Source organism: Klebsiella sp. CB_Kp196 (assembly GCF_040061575.1).
In the GTDB taxonomy this organism is placed as follows: Bacteria; Pseudomonadota; Gammaproteobacteria; order Enterobacterales; family Enterobacteriaceae; genus Klebsiella; species Klebsiella michiganensis.
The window spans coordinates 42213-65845 of record NZ_JBEAFH010000042.1 but is presented as its reverse complement, the minus strand read 5'-3'; the positions used below and the strand labels follow the sequence as shown (position 1 = coordinate 65845).

General features: G+C 56.7%; 19 protein-coding genes. 8 read left to right on the top strand and 11 right to left on the bottom strand.

Annotated features, from left to right (window positions below; genetic code table 11):
- Positions 1 to 280 precede the first annotated feature (280 nt).
- Entirely contained in the window at positions 281 to 826 is a 546-nt protein-coding gene (locus tag ABLU87_RS12790) for a GNAT family N-acetyltransferase (protein ID WP_064405972.1), read from the bottom strand.
- 64 nt (positions 827 to 890) lie between these two features.
- A complete protein-coding gene (gene mpl, locus ABLU87_RS12785; RefSeq protein WP_004098056.1) occupies positions 891 to 2264 on the bottom strand; it encodes a UDP-N-acetylmuramate:L-alanyl-gamma-D-glutamyl-meso-diaminopimelate ligase in 1374 nt (457 codons plus the stop codon).
- 175 nt (positions 2265 to 2439) lie between these two features.
- On the opposite strand from mpl, the gene fbp reads away from it, so the two are divergent.
- Entirely contained in the window at positions 2440 to 3438 is a 999-nt protein-coding gene (fbp, locus tag ABLU87_RS12780) for a class 1 fructose-bisphosphatase (RefSeq protein ID WP_004098053.1), read from the top strand.
- 44 nt (positions 3439 to 3482) lie between these two features.
- On the opposite strand, the gene yjfF is transcribed toward fbp, so the two are convergent.
- From yjfF to ytfQ, 4 genes are all read right to left on the bottom strand, one after another.
- Positions 3483 to 4469 (bottom strand): galactofuranose ABC transporter, permease protein YjfF, encoded by a 987-nt coding sequence (yjfF, locus tag ABLU87_RS12775; protein WP_004098052.1) that lies wholly within the window; start codon positions 4467 to 4469, stop codon positions 3483 to 3485.
- The gene (ytfT, locus tag ABLU87_RS12770) at positions 4456 to 5481 is read right to left on the bottom strand and encodes a galactofuranose ABC transporter, ATP-binding protein YtfT (RefSeq protein ID WP_014227645.1); all 1026 of its coding nucleotides are present in this window, start codon (positions 5479 to 5481) and stop codon (positions 4456 to 4458) included. Before ytfT ends, yjfF begins: the two co-directional genes overlap by 14 nt.
- A 10-nt stretch (positions 5482 to 5491) precedes the next feature.
- Positions 5492 to 6994, bottom strand: a complete 1503-nt coding sequence (gene ytfR, locus ABLU87_RS12765) for a galactofuranose ABC transporter, ATP-binding protein YtfR (RefSeq protein ID WP_122116684.1) — start codon at positions 6992 to 6994, stop codon at positions 5492 to 5494.
- Between the two features lie 110 nt (positions 6995 to 7104).
- On the bottom strand, positions 7105 to 8061 hold the full coding sequence (ytfQ, locus tag ABLU87_RS12760; RefSeq protein WP_004098043.1) for a galactofuranose ABC transporter, galactofuranose-binding protein YtfQ: 957 nt from the start codon (positions 8059 to 8061) through the stop codon (positions 7105 to 7107).
- Positions 8062 to 8464: 403 nt separating this feature from the next.
- Here ytfQ and ppa point away from each other — a divergent pair, with 403 nt between their 5' ends.
- Complete coding sequence (gene ppa / locus ABLU87_RS12755) at positions 8465 to 8992, top strand: inorganic diphosphatase (protein ID WP_004098041.1); 528 nt, start codon at positions 8465 to 8467, stop codon at positions 8990 to 8992.
- Between the two features lie 149 nt (positions 8993 to 9141).
- Here ppa and ABLU87_RS12750 read toward each other — a convergent pair whose 3' ends face one another.
- Genes ABLU87_RS12750 through tamA form a run of 3 tightly spaced genes read right to left on the bottom strand, consistent with a single transcriptional unit; the run spans position 9142 to position 14995 of the window.
- A complete protein-coding gene (locus ABLU87_RS12750; protein WP_004098039.1) occupies positions 9142 to 9486 on the bottom strand; it encodes a gamma-glutamylcyclotransferase in 345 nt (114 codons plus the stop codon).
- Between the two features lie 2 nt (positions 9487 to 9488).
- Positions 9489 to 13265 (bottom strand): autotransporter assembly complex protein TamB, encoded by a 3777-nt coding sequence (tamB, locus tag ABLU87_RS12745; protein WP_109240525.1) that lies wholly within the window; start codon positions 13263 to 13265, stop codon positions 9489 to 9491.
- Positions 13262 to 14995: an autotransporter assembly complex protein TamA gene (tamA, locus tag ABLU87_RS12740; protein WP_014227642.1), complete on the bottom strand. Its 1734-nt coding sequence runs from the start codon at positions 14993 to 14995 to the stop codon at positions 13262 to 13264. Before tamA ends, tamB begins: the two co-directional genes overlap by 4 nt.
- A gap of 209 nt (positions 14996 to 15204) precedes the next feature.
- Between tamA and msrA the strand changes: the two genes are divergently transcribed.
- The 5 genes from msrA (at position 15205) to araC (ending at position 21731) form a co-directional block, all read left to right on the top strand.
- A complete protein-coding gene (gene msrA, locus ABLU87_RS12735) occupies positions 15205 to 15843 on the top strand; it encodes a peptide-methionine (S)-S-oxide reductase MsrA (RefSeq protein WP_014227641.1) in 639 nt (212 codons plus the stop codon).
- Positions 15844 to 16027: 184 nt separating this feature from the next.
- Positions 16028 to 17371 (top strand): hemolysin family protein, encoded by a 1344-nt coding sequence (locus ABLU87_RS12730; protein ID WP_025107621.1) that lies wholly within the window; start codon positions 16028 to 16030, stop codon positions 17369 to 17371.
- Positions 17372 to 17567: 196 nt separating this feature from the next.
- Positions 17568 to 18800, top strand: a complete 1233-nt coding sequence (locus ABLU87_RS12725; RefSeq protein WP_014227639.1) for an oligosaccharide MFS transporter — start codon at positions 17568 to 17570, stop codon at positions 18798 to 18800.
- An 18-nt stretch (positions 18801 to 18818) separates the two neighbouring features.
- Entirely contained in the window at positions 18819 to 20828 is a 2010-nt protein-coding gene (locus tag ABLU87_RS12720; RefSeq protein WP_046876863.1) for a beta-galactosidase, read from the top strand.
- Between the two features lie 30 nt (positions 20829 to 20858).
- Positions 20859 to 21731 (top strand): arabinose operon transcriptional regulator AraC, encoded by an 873-nt coding sequence (araC, locus tag ABLU87_RS12715; protein WP_004098024.1) that lies wholly within the window; start codon positions 20859 to 20861, stop codon positions 21729 to 21731.
- A gap of 67 nt (positions 21732 to 21798) precedes the next feature.
- On the opposite strand, the gene ABLU87_RS12710 is transcribed toward araC, so the two are convergent.
- Entirely contained in the window at positions 21799 to 22005 is a 207-nt protein-coding gene (locus ABLU87_RS12710; RefSeq protein ID WP_004098023.1) for a DUF1107 domain-containing protein, read from the bottom strand.
- Positions 22006 to 22327: 322 nt separating this feature from the next.
- Here ABLU87_RS12710 and ABLU87_RS12705 point away from each other — a divergent pair, with 322 nt between their 5' ends.
- Positions 22328 to 22885, top strand: coding sequence for a YtfJ family protein (locus tag ABLU87_RS12705; RefSeq protein WP_032747643.1), 558 nt, complete (start codon positions 22328 to 22330; stop codon positions 22883 to 22885).
- Here the strand turns inward: ABLU87_RS12705 and cysQ are convergent.
- Entirely contained in the window at positions 22875 to 23618 is a 744-nt protein-coding gene (gene cysQ, locus ABLU87_RS12700) for a 3'(2'),5'-bisphosphate nucleotidase CysQ (protein WP_004098019.1), read from the bottom strand. The genes ABLU87_RS12705 and cysQ overlap by 11 nt on opposite strands.
- Positions 23619 to 23633 lie beyond the last annotated feature (15 nt).

Sequence of the window (23633 nt, the reverse complement as noted above, 5' to 3'; positions counted from 1 at the left end):
TTCCCGGAGGCGGCGCTTGACGCGCCTTGTCCGGGCTACCGGACCGCAGAGGGCGCTGAACCCGTAGCCCGGCTAAGCGCAGCGCGAGCCGGGAGAACAGCGGAGGTGGCATTGCGCGCTGCTTCCCGGAGGCGGCGCTTGACGCGCCTTGTCCGGACTACCGGCCCGCAGACAGCGCTGAACCCGTAGCCCGGCTAAGCGCAGCGCGAGCCGGGGAAAAAAGCGGAGGTGGCATTGCGGGCTGCTTCCCGGAGGCGGCGCTTGACGCGCCTTGTCCGGGCTACAAAACCTTGACCGCGCCAGCCTGCTCCATGACCACCAAACGCAAATCCTGCGCAAAGCGCTGGTACTGCGCCTCATTAATCGGCTGCGGATAGCTCAACACGATCAGTTCATGATCGGCGATGCCCTGATGATAGGTCGGATGGCGATGCGCCCAGGGGTTCGCGCAAAAGCCCATGGTTTCATAAAAGCGCAGGCGCTTATGGGCAACTTCGCTGGTCAGCGGATCGATTTCCAGAACGGTCAGCGGCGCGCGCTGAAGTATTTCAGCTAACAGCCGCTTGCCGTAGCCGCGCGATCGCAAGGTATCGTCGATGGCCAGATGTTCAACGTAGCGATAGTCAGCAAACCGCCAGCAGCCGCTCAGGCCAATAAACTGGCCATCATCGAACCAGGCTTCCAGTTCATAATGCGGATTATCAAGCGCCTGCTGCTTAGCCTCGGCTTCACGCTGCTCGTGCCACGGAAAGGCCCTGCCGTACAGTGCGTCAAGCGGGGGAAAATGCGAGGAATCGGTAGAGGTCACTCTTTCTGAATTCAACATGAACCCTCCTGGCCACAAAAACTATCCGCCCTCACGCGGAGGGCGGATAAACGAGGAGAATAGCCTACTCGGCCGCCTCGGCTTTTTTCGCCAGCTTATCGAGCAGCTTCTGATGAATGCCGCCAAATCCACCGTTGCTCATCACCAGAATGTGGTCGCCAGGATGGGCGGTTTTAACAATCATATCCACCAGCGCATCGACATCGGCGCTCCAGTGCGCAGGCTGTACGCAAGCGTCAGCCACTTCAGCAACCTGCCACGGAATATGCTGCGGCTGCAGCAGGAAGACCTCGTCCGCGCGACCGAGAGACGGCGCCAGGTCGTCTTTGCAAATGCCCATTTTCATGGTGTTAGAACGGGGTTCAAGCACGGCAAGAATACGCGCGGTACCGCCAACTTTGCCGCGTAGCGCCTGCAGGGTCGCCAGAATCGCCGTCGGGTGGTGGGCGAAATCATCGTATACGGTCACGCCGTTGGCTTCGCCGCGCAGCTCCAGACGGCGGCGGGCGTTGATAAAGCTGCCCAGCGCGTTGGCCGCATCGGCAGGCAGCACGCCGACATGCCGGGCGGCGGCGATGGCCATCAGGCCGTTATGCATATTATGCTCGCCGACCAGCGCCCACTTCACTTCGCCGACTTTCTCGCCGTCCAGCCACACTTCCCAGGAGGAAGCATCGGTGGTGAGCTTTTTCGCCTGCCAGTGCCCCTGTTCGCCAACCAGCTCCTGCTCGCTCCAGCAGCCCATCGCCATCGTCTGCTTCAGATTGATGTCGTTCTCCGGCAGGATAATCTTGCCTTTGCCCGGCACAATACGCACCAGATGATGAAATTGCTTCTGGATAGCTTTTAGATCGTCAAAGATGTCCGCGTGGTCGAATTCAAGGTTATTGAGAATCAACGTGCGCGGGCAGTAATGAACAAATTTGGAACGTTTATCGAAGAAAGCGCAGTCGTATTCATCGGCTTCAATCACGAAGAACGGGCTGTCGCCGAGGCGCGCGGAAACATCGAAGTTGCCCGGAACGCCGCCGATAACAAAGCCCGGCTTGTAGCCGCAGGCTTCGAGGATCCAGGTCGCCATGCCGGCAGTGGTGGTTTTTCCGTGCGTTCCGGCAACCGCCAGCACCCAGCGATCGCGCAGCACGAAATCGTGCAGCCACTGGGGACCGGACATGTAAGGGATATTATTTTCCAGCACCGCTTCCACGCACGGGTTTCCGCGCGTCATTGCGTTACCGATGATCACCAGGTCAGGCTGCGGATCCAGCTGGCTGGCATCATATCCTTGAATTAACTCAATTCCCTGGTTTTCCAGCAGGGTACTCATTGGCGGATAGACGTTCGCATCCGACCCCGTTACCTCATGACCGAGGGAACGTGCCAGCATCGCCAGCCCCCCCATAAACGTGCCACAGATTCCTAAAATATGAATGCGCATTCGTCATTTCCTTCTCTTATCTGAAGCACAGTTTACCGGGATGTTGGGGGGGAAAGAAATGCATTTCAGGCGAATCCGTATTTTGCTGGCGCGATTCACCAGTGCGAACTTTTTTTATTCTTTGTTAAGATTGTTATGTTCGTTTTACTTCACATAAACATGCAGGGAACGGGTTATGAAAACGTTAGGTGAATTTATTGTCGAAAAGCAGCACGAGTTCTCTCACGCAACCGGCGAGCTTACTGCTTTGTTGTCGGCGATAAAGTTAGGCGCCAAGATCATCCACCGCGATATCAACAAGGCCGGCCTGGTCGATATCCTGGGTGCCAGCGGTGCTGAAAACGTTCAGGGCGAGGTTCAGCAAAAACTCGACCTGTTTGCCAATGAAAAGTTGAAAGCCGCACTGCGAGCACGCGATATTGTTGCCGGGATCGCCTCTGAAGAAGAAGATGAGATCGTCGTCTTTGAAGGATGCGAACACGCCAAATACGTGGTGCTGATGGACCCGCTGGATGGATCTTCTAACATCGACGTTAACGTCTCTGTTGGCACGATCTTCTCTATTTACCGCCGCGTCACGCCGGTGGGCACCCCCGTTACCGAAGAAGATTTCCTGCAACCGGGCAACCGACAGGTCGCCGCGGGCTATGTGGTGTATGGCTCCTCGACGATGCTGGTTTACACCACCGGCTGCGGCGTCCACGCCTTTACCTATGACCCCTCCCTTGGCGTCTTCTGCCTGTGCCAGGAGCGCATGCGCTTCCCGGAAAAAGGCAACACCTACTCGATTAACGAAGGTAACTACATTAAGTTCCCGATGGGCGTGAAGAAGTACATTAAGCACTGCCAGGAAGAAGATAAAGAGACCCAGCGCCCGTATACCTCACGCTACATCGGCTCTCTGGTGGCGGATTTCCACCGCAACCTGCTTAAAGGCGGCATCTATCTCTATCCGAGCACCGCCAGCCACCCGGACGGTAAACTGCGCCTGCTGTACGAATGCAACCCGATGGCGTTCCTTGCGGAACAGGCGGGCGGTAAGGCCAGCGATGGTAAAGAGCGTATTCTGGATATCATCCCGGAAAGCCTGCATCAGCGCCGTTCTTTCTTCGTCGGCAACAACCATATGGTTGAAGACGTCGAAAACTTTATTAAAGAGTTCCCGGACGCGTAACCCGCCTCTTCCCCTCCCGCCTTACGGGAGGGGAAATCCTTCCGTCAGTGCCCCACCCTTGTCACCGGCGAACTCTGCCGATTCTCCCACAGCACCGTCAGGCCGCGCTGCAGCGCGATAAAGATGAACAGCAGGATACCGATAGCGATCTTGGTCCACCATGAACTCAGCGTACCGTCGAAGTTGATGTAGGTTTGAATCAGCCCCTGAATGGCGACGCCAAACAGCGTGCCGAGAACCGTCCCCACCCCACCGCTCAACAGCGTACCGCCGATAACCACCGATGCAATCGCGTCCAGTTCAACGCCAACGCCCGCCAGCGCATAGCCCGCCTGGGTATAGATGGAGAAAACGATCCCCGCCAGCGTCGCCAGCCCGGTAGAGAGCATATAAATGCGGATCGTCGTGCTCCGCGTGGAAATCCCCATCAGGTTCGCCGACGTCGCGTTGCCGCCGATGGCATAAACCTGATTGCCGAAGCGGGTGCGGTGGGCCATAAAAATTCCGCCGATCACCACCAGCAGCATCAGCAGCCCCATCGCGCTCAGACGCCCGCCGCCGGGGATGGTCCATGCCAGTCCTGATAGCGCGTCATACACCGGATGATTAATGGGAATCGACTCTTCCGAGACCAGGTAGCTGACGCCGCGCAGAAAAAACATCCCGGCGAGGGTGATGATAAACGCCGGGATCTTCAGCGCATCAATAAGCAGGCCCATAAACGCGCCAAAGGCGCAGCCCATCACCAGCACCAGCGGAAACGCCACCAGCGGCGAAATCCCCCAGAAACCGATCGCTTTAGCGAGAAATACGCCGGTAAAGGCGATCACCGACCCCACCGACAGATCGATCCCGCCGGAGAGGATCACGAAGGTCATGCCGACGGCGATGATCCCAAGAAAGGCATTGTCGGTCAGGATATTGCAGATCACCCGCGTCGAGGCAAAGCCGGGAAACTGGGTCAGGCAGTAAAGGTATCCCAGTACGAAGACCGCGAGGGTAATCATTAACGGTAAATTACGTTTTATCATGGCCGCGCATCCCCTTCAGTATGCTGATAAAGCGCGGCGACTGGACGATCAGTACGCACAGCACCACCACCGCTTTGACTACCTGATTAAGCTCCGGCGGGAATCCTGACAGCAGGATCCCGGTATTCATCCCCTGGATAATCAGCGCCCCGACGACCGAGAGCAGCAGGTTAAAGCGCCCACCCATCAGCGAGCCGCCGCCGATAACCACCGCCAGGATGGCGTCCAGCTCCAGCCATAGCCCGGCATTATTGGCATCCGCGCCGCGAATATCCGCCGCAACGATAATGCCGGCAATCGCCGCGCAAACGCCGCTCAGCACGTAGGCCAACATCACGACGATGCGGGTATTTACCCCGGCGTTTTTTGCCGCGCGAATGTTAATCCCCACCGCTTCGATAAACATCCCCAGCGCGGTTTTGCGGGTAAACAGCCAGAACAGCACCAACGTCACGATGGCGATAATCACCGGGGTCGGGAACAGCAGTAGCGATCCGCTGCCGAGCCACGCCAGATGCGGAGAGTCAAAGGTCACGATCTGCCCGGAGGTGATCAGCTGCGCCACGCCGCGTCCGGCGACCATCAGGATCAGCGTGGCGACGAACGGCTGGATCTTCAGCACCGCCACCAGAATGCCGTTCCACAGCCCGGCCAGCGCGCCGGCCCCCAGCGATGCGAGCAGCACAACCGTCAGGCTGTGCCCCGCCACGGTCATTGACGCCGCCGTTGCGCCGGCAATCGCCATCACCGCCCCGACGGAGAGGTCAATCCCGCCGGTGGCGATAACCAGCGTCATGCCAATCGCCAGCAGCGCCACCGGTGCGGCGCGGTTCAAAATATCTATCGGGCTGCCGAACAGTCGCCCGTCCTGGAGCACGATCTGGTAGAAATGCGGGGCGACCAGGCTGTCAACGACCAGCACCAGCAGCAGCGCAATAATTTGCGGCATCCCTTTTGGCCAGTTAAAGCGCCGTTTCGGCTGGCCGGTTTTCGGAACAGATTGAGGCATCATCGGTTACTCCTTATGCCACAATAGCGTTCATGATCGCCGGCACGGAGAGCTCGCTCAGAGCCAGCTCCGCCACCTGCTGGCGATCGCGCATGATAATCACCCGATCGGCGTAACCCACCAGCTCTTCCAGCTCTGAAGAAATGACCAGCAGCGCCAGACCATCGGCGCACAGGGTTTCAATCAGGCGGATGATTTCGGCGTGGGCGCCAACGTCAATACCGCGAGTCGGTTCATCAAGGATCAAGAACTGCGGCTTCGTCAGCAGCCATCGGGAGAGCAGCACCTTCTGCTGATTACCGCCGGAGAGAAATTCGATCGGCTGTTCAGCGCTGGGGGTACGAATACCGAGCTGACGAATGAAACGTTCTGCAATCTCATTTTGTTCGCGGCGACTAATCGGCCGCAGCCAGCCGCGCTGCGCCTGTAGCGCGAGAACGATATTTTCCCGCACCGAGGCGGCGGCGATAATGCCGTCGGTTTTACGGTCTTCCGGACAGAAGCCGATCCCGAGGCAGGATGCCTGATGCGGCGAGCGCAGGGTTTGCGGCTTGCCTTTGATCCACGCTTTGCCGCTGTCGGCGGGTTTAATGCCAAAGATCACCTCCGCCGTTTCCGTACGTCCCGAGCCTAACAGCCCCGCCAGGCCGACGATTTCACCGGGACGGACCTGCAGACTAAACGGTGCGATGGTGCCTTTTTTGCCAAAATCTTCGAAGGCGGCCACCGGCTTATCGCTCAGCAGGGTGCGGCCCGCGCGCTGCAGGGCGTTATGCTCCAGCTCACGGCCCAGCATCATCTTCACCAGTTCAATTTGCGGCAGCTCGCGGGTTTCCCGGCAGCCGACAAAACCGCCGTTACGCAGCACGGTGATGCGATCGCTGACGGCATACACCTGGTCGAGGAAGTGGGTGACGAAAATCAGGCTGACCCCGCTATCGCGCAGCTGGCGCATCAGGGTAAAGAGCATCTCCACCTCTTGGGTATCCAGGCTGGCGGTCGGTTCATCAAGAATTAACACTTTTGCTGACAGGTCGATCGCCCGGCAGATCGCGACAATCTGCTGCATCGCCACCGAAAAGCGGTTCAGCGGTTCACGGACATCAAGAGAAAAACCGTAGGACGCCATCAGCGCGGTGGCGCGCTTTTCCATCTCTTTACGCCGCAGCAGGCCAAAGCGTCTGGGCTCGCGGCCGATAAACAGATTGTCCGCCACCGACATATTAGGCAGCAGGTTCACTTCCTGATAGACGGTGCCGATCCCCAGCTGCTGGGCGTGAGCGGTATTTTTCGGCGCGATCTCCCGCCCTTCCAGCCAGATGGCCCCGCGATCGGCATGATAGACGCCGGTCAGCGCTTTGATCAGGGTGGATTTACCCGCGCCGTTTTCGCCTAACAGAGCCATGATTTCGCCCCGGCGCAGGCTAAAATTAACGTTATCCAGCGCCTTCACGCCGGGGAAAAATTTGCTAAGCCCTTCAGTACGAAGGATTTCCTGATGTAATTCGCCGTTCATGCTCTCCCCCCTCACCTTTGCCCTCTCCCCGATGGGAGGAGAGGGAAATCAGCCGCGCTTTAGCGACCGGGGACATCCCGGAGGCGGCGGTGAACCTGTGATTCGGCTACTCAGTAGCCCATATTTTTCTTCTTCTCTAACTCTTCTTTCGCCGTATCCGGCAGGTAGAGGGTCGATTTGGTGATGGTGACTTTTTCAGGCAGGGTGCCGTCTTTTTTGTATTTCTCCAGCGCATCGAACGCCGGACCGGCCATATTCGGCGTCAGTTCGACGCTGGCATTGGCCTCGCCGGCCATCATCGCTTTATAGATATCCGGCACGCCGTCGATAGAGCCGGTGAGGATATCTTTGCCCGGCTTCAGCCCGGCCTCTTTAATCGCCTGAATGGCGCCAATCACCATGTCGTCGTTATGGGCGTAAACCATGCAGATGTTCTTGCCGTTGTTTTCCGCTTTGATAAAGCTCTCCATGACTTCTTTGCCCTTGCTGCGGGTAAAATCGCCGGACTGGGAGCGGATAATTTTGATATTGGAGGCTTTAGAAATGGCTTCAGCGAAGCCTTTCTTGCGGTCAATCGCCACGCTGGCCCCTACGGTGCCCTGCAGTTCAACAACGTTACACGGCTTACCGTCGACGGTTTTGACCAGCCACTCGCCGATCAGCTGGCCTTCCAGCACGTTGTTCGCGGTAACGGTGGTCATGTAGAGATCTTTGTCTTTAACATCAATTGAGCGGTCGAGCAGGAATACCGGGATTTTGGCCTCTTTCGCTTCTTTAAGTACCGGCTCCCAGCCGGTCGCCACGACCGGCGCGATGAAGATGGCATCGACGCCCTGAGCGATAAAGGAGCGTACGGCTTTAATCTGGTTTTCCTGTTTTTGTTGCGCGTCGGCAATCTTCAGAGTGATGCCGCGCTTCGCGGCCTCCTCTTTCGCGACGTTAGTTTCGGCCGCGCGCCAGCCGGATTCAGAACCGACCTGCGAAAAACCTACGGTAAGAGGGGCAGCCATGACCATAGACGACATAGCTGCGGAAACTGCTGTGACAAGAAGTAAGCGCTTCCACATAAGAGGATCCTCGTAGGGTTATTGTTGGTTAAAGCCTCACCTGCGGACAAACTATAGACAATCGGAGATGTAACTGAATGCGTTACATCACACTTCAAAAAAGTTAATTAGATGTTAATCAGCGGCCATCTCACCAGCGGAGAGCCGGTGAGGCTTCGCGAGCCGCGCGAGCTTCGCCGTTTATGACGAAATTTTGCACACTTTGAGATATCAAGCATATGCAATGAAAACGGTTACATAATTTTATTCAGTATGCGGCTATGTTTATGGATTTTCAGGCTGTCTTACGCTGAAAAATTCAGACTCCACCCACCCGTTCTGGGGAAAAAGAAGCGAAGACATTCGATGTGAGTTGGCTATAATACCGGGCACTTGTTTGCCATACATTTTAAAGGAAACAGACATGAGCTTACTCAACGTACCTGCGGGCAAAGATCTGCCGGAAGACATCTACGTCGTGATCGAGATCCCGGCGAACGCAGATCCTATCAAATACGAAGTCGACAAAGAGAGCGGTGCACTGTTCGTTGACCGTTTCATGTCCACGGCGATGTTCTATCCGTGCAACTACGGCTACATCAACCACACCCTGTCCCTGGACGGCGACCCGGTTGACGTTCTGGTCCCGACGCCGTACCCGCTGGAGCCAGGTTCAGTCATCCGCTGCCGTCCGGTTGGCGTGCTGAAAATGACCGACGAATCCGGTGAAGATGCGAAACTGGTTGCGGTACCGCACACCAAGCTGAGCAAAGAGTACGATCACATTAAAGATGTGAACGACCTGCCGGAACTGCTGAAAGCGCAGATCACCCACTTCTTCGAGCACTATAAAGACCTCGAAGCGGGCAAATGGGTTAAGGTTGACGGCTGGGACAACGCTGAAGCGGCGAAAGCTGAAATCGTGGCTTCCTTCGAGCGCGCTAAGAAGTAATTCAGCCGCACTCAGGTTCGCAAAAACACCGCCTCCGGGCGGTGTTTTTTTGGCCGTTGATCCATGCCCGAGCGGCGGCTGACGCCTTAGCCGGCGACAGCACCTAACGCCACAAAAAACAACGCCACCCGAAGGTGGCGTTATCGTTATCAATACTGGTCTTTATCCAACCAGTTGCCGCTTTCTATCAGCGTGAAGCCCTCAACGGGGCGCTGATAGACATACATCCAGGCGCTACCGTAGGGCGTCTGGATCAGGTGACGAGCGTACTCGCCGCCTTTGGTACGCAGCGCATCCAATTCAGCCAGCGTCGATGCGTCAATACGATAGACCTCACCATGTACCGTGCCATCGCCGGGCACCGCGCCTGGATAGTGGCCCAGGCTGTACAGTTGATAATCATTGACACTATGATCGCCCAGCCACTGAGCGTTGGTCATCCAGTGGCTGTTGCCTTGTTTGCGTCGTAAACTGCCGTAAACAAATATTCGCATTGCTAAAACTCAAACTGATAGAGCAAATCGAGAGCCTGGTCTACGCCAGACACAGCTTCCATATATAGCTTAGGCATCAGGCGATAGCGTAACGTCAACGTCGCCAGGGAGTCAAAGATCCCTACCCCATATTTTACCTGCAGACCCGGCAGTACATAGCCGCTGACCACCACCTGGGAGGAGTCGCCCACTCCCTCGGTATCCAGCGCCAGATTGCTTACGCCAAACGTCTCGCCGATTTTACCCACAACCTGACCACTTTGTGCAACCCCCATACCAATAAGCATTGAAGTCATGGCTGCGCTATCGCTCTGTCCGCTGCCTAAACCCTGCCCGCGTAGCAGGTAAGAGAGCGCTTCCTGCTGCGACATCGCCGGATCGGAGAAAATCTCCGCTTTCGGCTGATCGGCCGAGCCGGTCACGCGAACGCCGGCGATAACGTCGTCCTCGGTGGCGTCCGGATTACGAATGGCTTCGATATTCAGCAGCGGCTGATCCGGCGGACCAGAGAACAGCAGCTCGCCTTTACGCACGATCAGATCCTGGCCGTAGGCATGGAAACGCCCTTCCGGGATGTTGATCTGCCCGTTGAGCCCCAGCCCCTGTTTGTCCTGCGCCACTTTCAAATCGCCGGTCAGACGCGCTTTCAGACCAAAGGCGTCGAGACGAACGTTGTTGCCCACGTGAATCGTCAGATTGCTGTTGATAGGGATACCGGCGCTCTGCTGCTTAATCGGCTGCAGATTTTTATCCAGCATCACTTCGTCAGATGAGACCCCAACGGCGCTTTCCGGCACTTCGTTGACGACGATACGCGCCCAGGGTACGTCAACGCTGCCATCCAGGTTAAACAGGCTTGGCGTGGCGGTAAAGACCACGTCCGGCGACACATCCAGGCGCACCATCGGCGGCACGGTTATCCGCACCCGGCTGCCCTTCGCCGCAATCTGCGCGCGCCAGTTGTCAATCTGCGTCCAGTCGGCGTTGCCGCTGAGCGCAATCTGTCCCTGGCGAGTGTTCACCGTCCCCTGCAGGGTCGAACGGGTACCGGTAAAATTCATCGCCAGCTGGCTCGGCTGCATATCAAACGGCATAAAGTTACCGTCAATATCCACGCCGTTCAGCTGCATCTGACCGAAAAGCTGCGGGCTCTGGACGTTACCGCCCAGCGTCAGACGCGCGTTCAGTCTCCCTTCCGCCTTTTCACCGCGCGAGAAGATAGGGTTGATCATCGCCAGCGAGAAGTTGCTGATATTGACGTTACCGCCCAGATTGCGTCGGCCCTGGGGATCGGTGACCTGCACCTGTCCGTCCAGCTGGCCATTGTTGGTCAGGCGAATCAGCCAGCCCAGCTGGGCGCGGTTATTGTGCAGATCGGCCGTGAGGTTCAGGGTATCGAAAGCCACCGGCAGCGGCGCGTCGTTGACCGTCTGCGTCACCTTCACGTTACGCCCGCTCAGGGTGACCTTACCCTGCGGCAGCCCCTCTTTGGTGGTGTCCCAGCTCACATCGGCATTACCGCTAAACACGCCGCTGGCCTGGGTCGCTTCCGGCATAAAGGGCTTGAGCATCGCGAGATCGAAACGGTTGAGGTTCACCACCGCGCGCCCGCTCGCGCCGGCGTCGATGGTCTGCGGTACGCACAGCTCGGCGTTCGGGTTAGTCCAGCAGTGCGGGCCGATGCTGATTTTCTGCTCAAGGTTGCGGTAATCCAGCGCGATATCACGCGTCAGCGCCACCGGCCCCACCGGGGTCTGGAAACGGGTATTGCTCAGCGTGCCTTTCCAGCGCTCCGCTTTGCGGTCAAAGCTCCCCGCCAGCGAGAGCTGCCCGGAGACCGGATCGCCCTGCACCCGCAGCTGCAGGTCGTGCTGCTTCTCATTGCCCTTCGCATTGAGCTGCACCAGGCTGATATTCACGCCCGGCTGGCTAATACGGTCAACGCGTACGTCAAGGTTACCGCCAATCTGGTCGGTGGATTTCACATCGCCCTTCACGTTCACCTGAGCCACCGACAGATCCTGCCAGCGCAGCGCCCGGGCGGTGATATCCGCCAGCAGCTGCGGCGCGTCGACGGTGCCGCGAACCTTCACCAGCCCTTTCGCCGTCCCGCCCAGGCCCGGCAGGGCGTTATCGAGATGCGGCGCGTCAATGGTGGCGTCGAGGTTAAGGTCTTTGACCCCCAGCTCGCCTTTCACGTCGGCGCTGTTAGGGCCTAAAGCCAGATGCAGGCCGGGGATTTTCCACTGCATATAGCTGTTGCCCTGCAGCGATCCGCTTACATCGACTTTGTTTTGCTTCACGTTACCGGTAATTTTCAGCTCCGGCACCGACATCTGCCAGCTGCCGCCGTACAGGCTACCCTGGGTCTTAATCAAACCGTTGAGCTTCGACGGCCAGTCCGGGACCTCTTTAGCGGTGTTGATACCGTCAAGCGTCAGTTCGCCGCGCCAGCTGATCGCCTGCTGCCAGTCGAGCAGCGCCTTCAGTTCGGTTTTCCCTTCGAGGGCGGCGACGGTGAGCTTATCGAGATTCACCTGCTGCTCGTTGCCCTTCGCGTTCAGGTTAATCTTCGCTGGCGGCAGCGACTGCCCTTTCACCGCGGTGCTAAAGGCCAGGGTGTAGTCGGTCATCTTGCCGTTAAATTTCAGCAGAAGATCGTCAGCCTGATACGCTTTCTCGCCGGTAAACGGCCAGTAGAGCTGCTTGCTTTTTATCTCCATATCCAGCGGCAGGCCGGCCTCCGCCAACTGCGTTTCGGCGCGCAGCGTCATCGCGACTGGCCCATTCAGATCCACGCCGACCGTGAGCTTTTTACGCACTTCGCCGCCCACTTTTAGCTGCACTTTCTCGCCCTTCAGGGGATCAATATTCAGCGTACCGTTGAGGGTGATATCGACCGGCCAGTTATCCTGCAACTGCGCGTTACCGGAAGCCGTGACTTTCCCCTGGTCGGAGTCCACGTCCAGCGCGTCCAGCTTCATCTGCCCATCGATGCTGCTGACTTTAAGCAGCAGATTGTAGATGGTTATATCGGTATCGCCGGTGAGACGCAGCTGCTCGCCGCGGAACGCCTGAATATTAAGATTCAACGGCAGATGGACGTCAGTCATTTCCGGCAGCACCGGTTTCGAGAACAGCTCTTTCATCGTCTCGCCGAGCGGCTTTTCTTCCGGCCGCGGGTTGTCAATTTTCGGCTCGACAACCTGCTCCTGAGCCACCTTCGCCACCTTTGGCAGCGCGATGAGCAACCCCTGCAGCGAGGTCGGCGTCAGGGTGAGGTTTTTCTCCTGCCAGTTAAGCCCCGTGGAAAAGTCGCGCACCGAGACGGCGGTATCGTCAATTTTTACGTTGACGTTATGCAGCGCCACCCGGCTCAGGGTAACGGGATAAGGCGTGGAGAGATTCAGCGGCCCGCTCTCTTCTTCTTCAACCGGCGCCGCTGGCGGCATCTTGCTGGTATCGATCGCCACATAGATATCGCGCAGAGAGATATCGTTGACGCACAGGCTGCTGTCCCACAGGCAGCGTAGCTTAACGCCCAGATGGAACTGGCCGGCGGTGACCGCCACGCCCGGCTGCTCAAAGCGCACGTTCTCCAGCGTCAGATCGCGCCAGCCGCCGGTGGCTTTACCGATTTCCAGCCCCGGGACCCAGCGATCGGCGGCTTTGATAACCAGATGCAGACCGGTCGTCGTCCCCACCAGGAATCCTACCGTCCCCAGCAGCAGCAGCAGAAAAATCAGTACGCCGAGGCTTATCTTCTTCCATAAACTCATAATTCAGGCCCCAGACCGATGTAAAACTGTAAACCGTGCTCTTCTTTGTCGCCGATCGGTCTGGCGATATCCAGCTTGATTGGCCCGACCGGAGACTGCCAGCGCACGCCGAGGCCGGCGCCGGTTTTAAAGTTGCTTTCGCGGATATCGCTTACCGCTTCGCCGCTATCGACGAACACCGCGCCCCACCACTTGCCGCTCACGTTGTACTGATACTCCAGCGAGCCGGTAGCCAGCTTCGAGGCCCCCATCAGTTTGCCGTCGTCATCTTTTGGCGAGATAGATTTGTATTTATAACCGCGAATGCTGCGGTCGCCGCCGGCGAAGAAACGCAGATCCGGCGGGACTTTGCTGAAGTTATCCGCCTCAATCCAGCCGAGGTTGCCGCGCACCACGAAGCGGTGGCGGTCATAAAGAGTGCGGATCCAGACGTCCTGCGCCTGCATCACAATAAAGTTAATATCCGAGCCCCACATGGTGTTGGAGTAGTCCACCGAATAGCGCTGCGAATCGCCCCAGGTCGGCATCAGGCCGCCGCGCGAACGGGTACGGTTCACCGACACGCCGGGATAGATCAGCATGGTGGTGTTGGTGACGTTGGCCTGGGTAAAGTGGTCAAGACTCCAGCGCAGGTTCAGCGCGCGCTGCCAGCCGCTCGACATCTCCCAGTAGCGCGAAACGGCCAGGGTGGTGGAGTCAGATTTGGTATCGTTGAGATCCGTACGTTTAAAGCCGCCCTGCATCAGGTAGTACTGCTCCAGGGGGCTTTTTAACAGCGGTACCTTGTAGCTGAAATCAAGCTGCTGTTCAGGGGCGGAAAGGCTGAGGCTGGAAGTGAGGCTGTGGCCGTAGGAGTTCATCCACGGCTTTCTCCAGGTGCCTTTGACGCGCGGCCCGACGTCGGTTGAGTAGCCAACCCCGGTTTCCACGGTGTTCTCTTTACGCGGAGAGACCACGCCCTGCAAAGGCAGCACTTTCGTCTGACGGGACTTGTCAAACTGCGGCGCCACCACGACGGAGCTAAACCAGCCGGTTGCCGCCAGGCGGCGGTTAAGTTCGGCTAAATCCTGCGAGGTGTAGTAGTCGCCCTGCTTAAACGGCACCAGGTTTTGCAGATATTCGTCGCGAATTTGCGAGCCTTCAAAAGTGACCGGGCCAAAGCGGTAGCGCTCGCCGCTGTTGTAGTCGATATCCCAGAAGGCCTGATGCCGGTCGAGGGAAACGCCAAGCTGGCTTTTATTAAACTCGCTGTCAAAGTAGCCCTTACGCAGCGCAACCCGGGTCAGAGAGCTTTTAAAACTGTCATAATCACCGTGATTGAGGACCGTGCCGATCGCCGGGCGCGTGTTTAGCAAATCCAGATAGTCGCGATCGGTTCGGGCGCCGCCGCGTAAAATCACGTCAGTGCCGCCAATGCGCACCGGTTCGCCGGGCGTGACTTTGGCGATCAGCACCTGACGCCCCCTCGCCGGCGGCGGACGTAAATCAAAATCAATCGTGGGCTCGTAGTAGCCCAGCGCTTTCAGTCCTTCGCGGATAGCATCATCAACGCGCGCGCGAAAGCGCCGGTCCGGCGTGACTTCATCGCTCTGGATCGTAGATAGTTGGGCGCGGACGTTTTTTTCCAGTTCCCCGGATAGTCCCTCAACCTGCAAACGCACGCTCGCTGCGCTGGCGACCCCGCTGACCAGCAAAACGCTGGCGATACATAACTGGCGGATTTGTAGCACTTTTTCTCCTGAATATCCTTGTTTCCCCCCGAAGGAAACGAAAGTGCCGCTCCACGGCTTAACAAAACCCTAACAACTAAGGGTTGAAAAATAGACGTTATCCCAAATAATTCTTATGTTTAAATCTAGACGTATTAAGCGCGTTTATTGTGTTCAAAGACACGCTTGGTTACAACCTTAACCACATTTTCTGTTTTGAGAGGCCCACCGTGAGTCTATTTGATAAAACGCATCTTGTCGCCCAAGCGGACGCGCTGCCGGGACGCAACACGCCGATGCCGGTGGCTACGCTCCACGCCGTCAATGGTCACTCGATGACCAACGTTCCCGCAGGAATGGAAGTCGCCCTGTTCGCCATGGGCTGCTTCTGGGGCGTTGAACGCCTGTTCTGGCAGCTGCCCGGCGTTTATAGCACCGCCGCTGGCTATACCGGCGGCTATACGCCCAACCCGACCTACCGCGAAGTCTGCAGCGGCGAGACTGGCCATGCTGAAGCCGTGCGCGTGGTCTACGATCCGCAGGTTATCAGCTATGAGCAGCTGCTCCAGGTATTCTGGGAAAATCACGACCCGGCGCAGGGCATGCAGCAGGGTAACGACCGCGGAACGCAGTATCGCTCCGCGATTTATCCGCTAACGCCTGAGCAGAGCGAGGCGGCGAAGGCCAGCCTGGCGCGTTTCCAGGCGGCAATGAATGAAGCCAACGACCCGCGCACTATCACCACCGAGATCGCGACGGCGAAGCCGTTCTACTATGCGGAAGACGATCATCAGCAGTATCTGCATAAAAATCCGTACGGATACTGCGGCATTGGCGGAATTGGGGTTTGTTTGCCGCCGCAGGCCTGATGCGGCTGCACCGTAGGGCAGGCCGCCGGATTGAATAATTTACGCTCTGGCGGCTTTACAGTACCTTACGCTATACTACGCCGTGCTATCGCCGGTCCAGAGCCTTCGGACCGGCTTTTTGTGAATTCCACTTAGCGTTATCCACTTCCCTTCCGAGGATCTGATCTCAACGGTCAGATAAGATATGTTAAACAGTATTTTAGTAATACTTTGTCTGATAGCCGTCAGTGCGTTCTTTTCGATATCGGAAATCTCGCTGGCCGCATCACGTAAAATCAAACTCAAGCTGCTGGCCGATGACGGCAACATCAACGCTCAACGCGTGCTGAAGATGCAGGAAAACCCCGGGATGTTCTTTACCGTGGTGCAAATCGGCCTCAACGCGGTAGCGATTCTCGGCGGTATCGTCGGCGATGCGGCATTTTCGCCGGCGTTTAATAGCCTCTTTAGCCGCTATATGTCCCCGGAGCTCTCCGAGCAGCTGAGCTTTATTATCTCCTTTACCCTGGTCACCAGCCTGTTCATTCTGTTTGCTGACCTGACTCCGAAACGCATCGGTATGATCGCGCCTGAAGCCGTCGCTTTACGCATCATCAACCCGATGCGCTTCTGCCTGTTTCTCTTCCGCCCGCTGGTGTGGTTGTTTAACGGCATGGCCAACAATATCTTCCGCCTGTTCAAAATTCCGATGGTGCGTAAAGACGACATTACCTCCGATGATATTTACGCCGTGGTGGAAGCCGGCGCGCTGGCAGGGGTGCTGCGTAAGCAGGAGCATGAGCTGATTGAGAACGTGTTCGAACTGGAATCGCGCACCGTGCCTTCATCGATGACCTCGCGTGAAAACGTCATCTGGTTCGATCTTCACGAAGATGAACAGAGCCTGAAGAATAAGGTCGCGGAGCATCCGCACTCCAAGTTCCTGGTCTGTAATGAAGACATCGACCACATCATCGGCTACGTTGACTCCAAAGACCTGCTGAACCGCGTGCTGGCAAACCAGAGTCTGGTGCTGACCGGCGGCGTGCAGATTCGCAATACGCTGATTGTCCCGGATACCCTGACGCTGTCTGAAGCGCTGGAAAGCTTTAAAACCGCCGGTGAAGACTTCGCCGTGATCATGAACGAATATGCGCTGGTGGTCGGGATTATCACCCTGAACGACGTGATGACCACCCTGATGGGCGACCTCGTCGGCCAGGGGCTGGAAGAGCAGATCGTCGCGCGCGATGAAAACTCCTGGCTCATTGACGGCGGAACGCCGATCGACGACGTGATGCGGGTGCTGGATATAGATGATTTCCCGCAGTCCGGCAATTACGAGACCATCGGCGGCTTTATGATGTTTATGCTGCGTAAAATTCCCAAGCGCACCGACGCGGTGAAATTCTCCGGCTATAAGTTTGAAGTGGTGGATATCGACAACTACCGCATCGATCAGCTGCTGGTGACCCGTATCGACAATAAGCCGACGGTGCTGGTGCCCAAGCTGCCGGATGCGGCCAACAGCGATAAAGAGTCAGCGTAAAACCGTTGACGAACCGACAAGGCGGATGAAAATCCGCCTTTTTTATTGTCCGAATGTGAGGCTGCTCACGCCCCTCGGGCAATAGCAGATTTTTACTGCTCCACAGCGAAACGTTCATGACTCCCCTCTGCGCAAAAAGGTAACTTTGCTCGCGTCTACACGATCATATTCCTGAATAAAGGAAGCGAGGGTTACCATGATAGAATCAAATAAAAACTACTATATAAGCTGTCTGTTCTTCCTGTTCTTCTTTATTGGCTGGGGATGCTGCTATCCTTATTTATCATTGTGGTTAACGGAAACCATCGGCATTAATTACACTGACGTCGGTCTGGTTTATTCCTTTACCGCGATTATTGCCGTTTGCGTTCAACCACTATTCGGTTTTATATCCGACAGGCTGGTCTATCGTAAAAACCTGATGTGGCTGCTGGCCATCATTATTACCCTCTTTGCCCCCTACTGGATCTACGTCTTTGCGCCATTATTAAAAGTTAACGTTTTTCTCGGGGCGCTGGCGGGCGGCATCTATATTGGCATGGCCTACGGCGCAGGCTGCGGTATTTGCGAAGCTTACATTGATAAAGTCAGCCGCGCTTCCGGTTTTGAGTTTGGTCGCGCCAGAATGTTTGGCGGCATTGGCGCGGCTATCGGCACCTTCGCGGCAGGCAAGCTCTACGGGATCGACCAGAACATGATTTTCTGGCTGGCCAGCGGTGCCGGCGTATGCCTGCTGGTCATTGTCTGGAAAATGCAGATTAGCGCGAATAAACAAGGTGCGATACACAGCAGTAAAGCCTCGCCGGTCACCCTGAGCGACGCCACCTCGCTGCTGAAAATGAAGAAATTCTGGTTCTTCGCGATCTACACGATCGGCGTCGGCGCGGTATATGAAACCTACGACCAGCAGTTCGCCATCTATTACAGCCACTTCTTTGAGAGCAAAGCGCGCGGCGCGGAAGTCTTCGGCTATTTAACCACAGGTCAGATTTTCCTTGATGCGGTAGTGATGTTTTTCGCCCCATGGTTCGTGAATAAAATCGGCCCGAAAAATGCTCTGCTGTACTGCGGAATGATTATGAGTCTGCGCATTATCGGCTCGGCCTGGGCTATCGGTCCGGTGTCCATTAGCCTGATTAAACTGCTGCACGGTTTTGAGAGCTCGGTATTACTCGTCGCCGCGCTGAAATATATTACTGCCAACTTCAACCCGCTGCTTTCGGCCACGGTTTATTTAATCGGCTTCCAGTTTTCGAAAAGCTTTAGCTCTATTTTCCTTTCTACCGGCATCGGTCACATGTACCAGAGCATGGGCTTTACCAGCAGCTATATCGTGCTCGGCGGTATCGCCCTGTGCTTTACCCTGATTTCATTTATTACGCTGGACAAAGCGCGCGCTTTTGCCCCGCAGCCGGCGCCCGCGCATTAATTTAAGGAGGTAACCTGTATGTCTGATTTATTTTATGGCGTGGCCTATTACGATGAATATATGCCGGAAGATCGGCTGGCGAAAGATATCGCCTTAATGCAGGAAACGGGCATTAACGTGGTGCGGATTGCCGAATCGACCTGGAGTACGCTGGAGCCCCGGGAGGGCGAATATAACTTCTACCATATCGACCGGGTGCTGAATGCCATGCATAAAGCGGGGATCGCGGTGATTATCGGCACGCCAACCTACGCCGTCCCGGCCTGGCTGGCGGCGAAGCACCCGGATATTCTGGTCACTACCGTCAACGGGCAGCAAAAATATGGCCCGCGCCAGATTATGGATATCGTCAACCCGACCTTTCGCCGCTATGCCGAAAAGATTATCCGTACGCTAATGGCGCACGTGCAGCACCATCCGGCGATTATTGGCTGGCAGCTGGATAACGAAACCAAGCATTACGATAATATCGGCCGCCATATGCAGGAGGGTTTTGTACGCAGCCTGCAGGAAAAATACCCCGACCTTGACCAGTTGAATAACGATTTTGGTCTGGACTACTGGAGCAACCGCATCGATAGCTGGCAGGATTTTCCGCCGGTCGAAAACACTATCAACGCCAGCCTCGCCTGCGCGTTCTCCCGCTACCAGCGCCAGCAGGTGACGGAGTATCTCGCCTGGCAGGCGGAGATCGTGCGCGAATATGCCCAGCCGCATCAGTTCGTCACCCACAACTTCGATTTTGAATGGCGCGGCTACTCCTACGGCGTGCAGCCGCGAGTTGACCATTTTGCGGCGGCGCAGACGCTGGATATTGCCGGAGTCGATATCTATCATCCGAGCCAGAAACACCTGACCGGGCGAGAAATCGCGTTTGGCGGCGCCATTACGCGTTCGCTAAAGCAGGGTAAGAATTACTTCGTGCTGGAAACCCAGGCGCAGGGCTTTGCCCAGTGGACACCTTATCCGGGCCAGCTGCGCCTGCAGGCTTTTAGCCACGTGGCCTCGGGGGCGGCAATGGTCTCTTACTGGCACTGGCATTCGATTCATAACGCGTTCGAGACCTACTGGAAGGGGCTGTTAAGCCACGACTTCTCGCGCAACGCGACCTGGCAGGAGGCCACCACTATCGGGGCTGACTTTGCCCGCCTGTCGCCCCAGCTGGCGGAGCTGAAGGCAGAAAACGACGTCGCGCTGCTGATAAGCAATGAGGCGATGGACGCCCTTAACCAGTTCCGTCCCGGCGACGCGCAGGGCAATATTTATAACGATATTTTCCGCCGCTTCCACGATGCGCTGTACGACCACAATATCAGCCTCGATATTATCCACGACGTTAACGAGGAAACCGCGCGCTACCGCGCGCTGATCGTACCCGGACTCTACGCCGCCGATGATGGCCTGCTGACGCGCATCAACCGCTATATCGAGCAGGGCGGCAGAGCGCTGATCGGCTTTAAATCAGGCTTTAGCGATGAAAACGTGAAGGTGCGCAGCGGCGCGCAGCCGGGAATTTTGCGCGAGAGCTGCGGCGTGAGCTACAGTCAATTCACCCTGCCGGAAGAAACCACGGTAAGCGCCTGCAGCGCGGACATTGATTGCCGTCAAGACAATCAGGCCGAGCTGTGGATGGAGCTGCTGACGCCGGACGCCGGTACCCGTACGCTACTGCGCTATCAGCATCCGGCATGGGGCGACCATGCCGCCGCCACCGAGGCGGATTACGCTCAGGGTCGGGCGATTTACGTTGGCTTCCTGCCGCAGAAAACGCTGATTAGCCAGCTGTTCGATCGGCTGACCGCAGGACTGGAGCTGCGTTCACGTACATCGGCCTACCGCTATCCGCTGGTGGTCAAAAAGATGCGCAACCGCGACGGCAACAGCATCCACTTCCTGTTCAACTACTCCGGCGAACCGCAGGCGTTTATCAGCGAGACATCGGGCAACGCGCTGTTGAGCGGGGAAAAAGTTAGCTGCGGCCAGCCGTTGCGCCTCAAAGCATGGGAATTTACTATCATCGAAAGTTAAGCGGGCGGCGGCGCTCGGGCGGGAGAAACGATGGAACTGGATATCAATGAGCTACTGAACTTCTCGCCATTGATGAAGACCTTTACCTTCAACGCCTGGGTCGTCGCCGGCTTTACCCCCATCACCCGCGGCTCAAAGCTGGACTACTACATAAACCGCCCGCAGGGGATGAAAGGTTACATCATCAATCTGACGCTTCGCGGCCAGGCGCGCGCGAAAGCGGGAGACGGCTCCCTTCTGTGTCGTGAAAACGATCTGCTGCTCTTCCCGCCCGGCGTTCCGCACCATTACGGACGGGATGAACACAGCGAATACTGGGATCATTTATGGATCTACTTCATCCCCCGGCCCTACTGGATAGACTGGCTAAAATGGGATCAAACGACCCACGGCATTGGTAAAACCACGGTCAACGATCCTGAGCAGCTGCAGAGTCTGCGCGATCTGTTCTATGAAGTTATCCGCCACCACTCCGCTTCCGCCCCGCTGTCGGAGGCGCTGGCGATGAATGCGCTGGAGCGCCTGATCCTGAACTGCTTTCAGCGACAGCCGATCAGCAACCGCCACGCCCACGACCCGCGGATTAACGCCGTGTGCGACTATCTTAACGAACATATTGCCCAGGAGATGAAGATCGAGACCCTGGCGGCGATGGTTTTTCTCTCCCCTTCGCGGCTGGCGCATTTGTTCAAAAATGAGCTGGGGCAAACGGTTTACGCCTGGCGCGAGGCGCAGCGCATCAACCGCGCGAGGTGGCTGATCCAGAGCACCTCCCTGCCGCTTAACAAAATCGCCCTGTCGGTAGGTTACGGAGACCCGGTCTATTTCACGCGCATTTTCCGTAAACATAACGGCATTCCCCCGGGAGAGTACCGTAAACGCTATGCGGAAATGAAGGGATAGGTCCAGAAACATCAACGGCTCCCTTAGGGAGCCGCCTTTTTACCGTGTAGTCATACCTCTTTTCAGGTTATGCCATCTCTGTTTGCAGACGGCTCACCTGGCGGTTGACTTCAGACATCACTGACAAATGCAGCTTGTCTTTAACCTTCGGGATAAGGATTTTGCCCTTATCAAACTCAAAAGCGCCAACGTCCTTGATATACAAACGTCCACGGAACAGGATCTTCACGTACTTCGCTACTTGTAGCGGGTTGTAGCGTTGGAAAATTTTCATTGTTGTCTCCTGCCAGGGTTACGCTCCTGTGGTGCCACAGTTAGCCCACGTACCGGAATCGCAAATTTTAATGCCCTGAAACTATAGTCCAGAATCTGAGTGATACCCAGTTTGTATAAGTTTATTTACCTTATGATGACAATAATTCAGAGTTTTCGTTTCAGGCATCCGATGAAGGTAGTATAAGTCGCCGATTTTAGACGGAATTGTGCGTCAACACGCAAACTGGCACCATCATTGCGGGTAATGCCCATAAATCGCACTTATGATTAAAGCAGACCAAGTGGTCGGATCACCTGCACAGATAATAAAAGGAAACACTATGACCCTACGTAGATTACTGGCCGTTTCATGTCTTCTGTTCCCGCTGATGGCGTCGGCGCATAACTTTGTCGATGGTCAGCGCGTTGCGCCGGTCGGCGTCGCGGATCGGGGGGAGCTGGTACTGAATAACGATAAGTTTAGCTATAAAAGCTGGAATAGCGCGCAGCTGGTGGGGAAAGTGCGCGTCGTGCAGCATATTGCCGGGCGCTCGTCGGCAAAAGAAAAAAACGCGACCCTGATTGAAGCGATTAAAAGCGCGAAGCTCCCGCACGATCGCTATCAAACCACCACAATCGTCAATACCGATGACGCTATCCCGGGTTCAGGCATGTTTGTCCGCAGCAGTATTGAGAGCAACAAGCAGCTCTACCCCTGGTCGCAGTTTATCGTCGACAGCAACGGTGTGGTCCGCAAAGCGTGGCAGCTTAATGAAGAGAGTTCGGCCATCGTGGTGCTGGATAAAGATGGCCGCGTACAGTGGGCTAAAGACGGCGCGCTTAGTCAGGAAGAGGTGCAGCAGGTGGTTGCCCTGCTGCACAAGCTGCTCAATAAATAGAGACCCGGAAGCCGGGGTTGAGGAACGATTCACGCGGCGTGTAATCAAGGGTACGCCCCTGCCAGTCGTGAACGTGCGCCCCGGCGGCGCTGGCGACCGCATGACCGGCCGCGGTGTCCCAGGTGGAGGTCGGCCCGAAGCGCGGATAAAGCTGGGCCTGCCCTTCGGCGACCAGACAGAACTTCAGCGATGAACCGATTGAGGTGGTCTGGTGTTCGCCAAGCTGCTCCAGATACTCCTGCAACTCCGGGTCATTGCCGTGGGAGCGGCTAATCACCACCAGCGGCGGACGCGCATCGCGGACCTGAATCTGCTTGCGAACGCCGCACTCCTCTTTCCACGCTTTGCCCTTTTCCGCGCTGTACATCACCTTCATCACCGGCGCGTAGACCACGCCAAGGATCGGCTTCCCGTTTTCAATCAAGGCGATATTGACGGTAAACTCGCCGTTGCGCTTGATAAACTCTTTGGTGCCGTCCAGCGGGTCCACCAGCCAGTAGCGCTGCCAGTGCTGGCGCACCTCCCAGGCCGGCGGGTCCTCTTCCGACAGAACCGGAATATCGGGCGTCAGCGCCAGCAGGCCGCTGATAATCACTTTGTGTGCCGCAATATCCGCGGCCGTGACCGGAGAATCGTCCTTCTTGCTGGCAACGTCCATCGGCTGTTTTCCATCGTAAACTTCCATGATGGCATCGCCCGCGTTCCGTGCTAGCTGACATACTTGTTCTAACATTCTCCACCTCGTCTG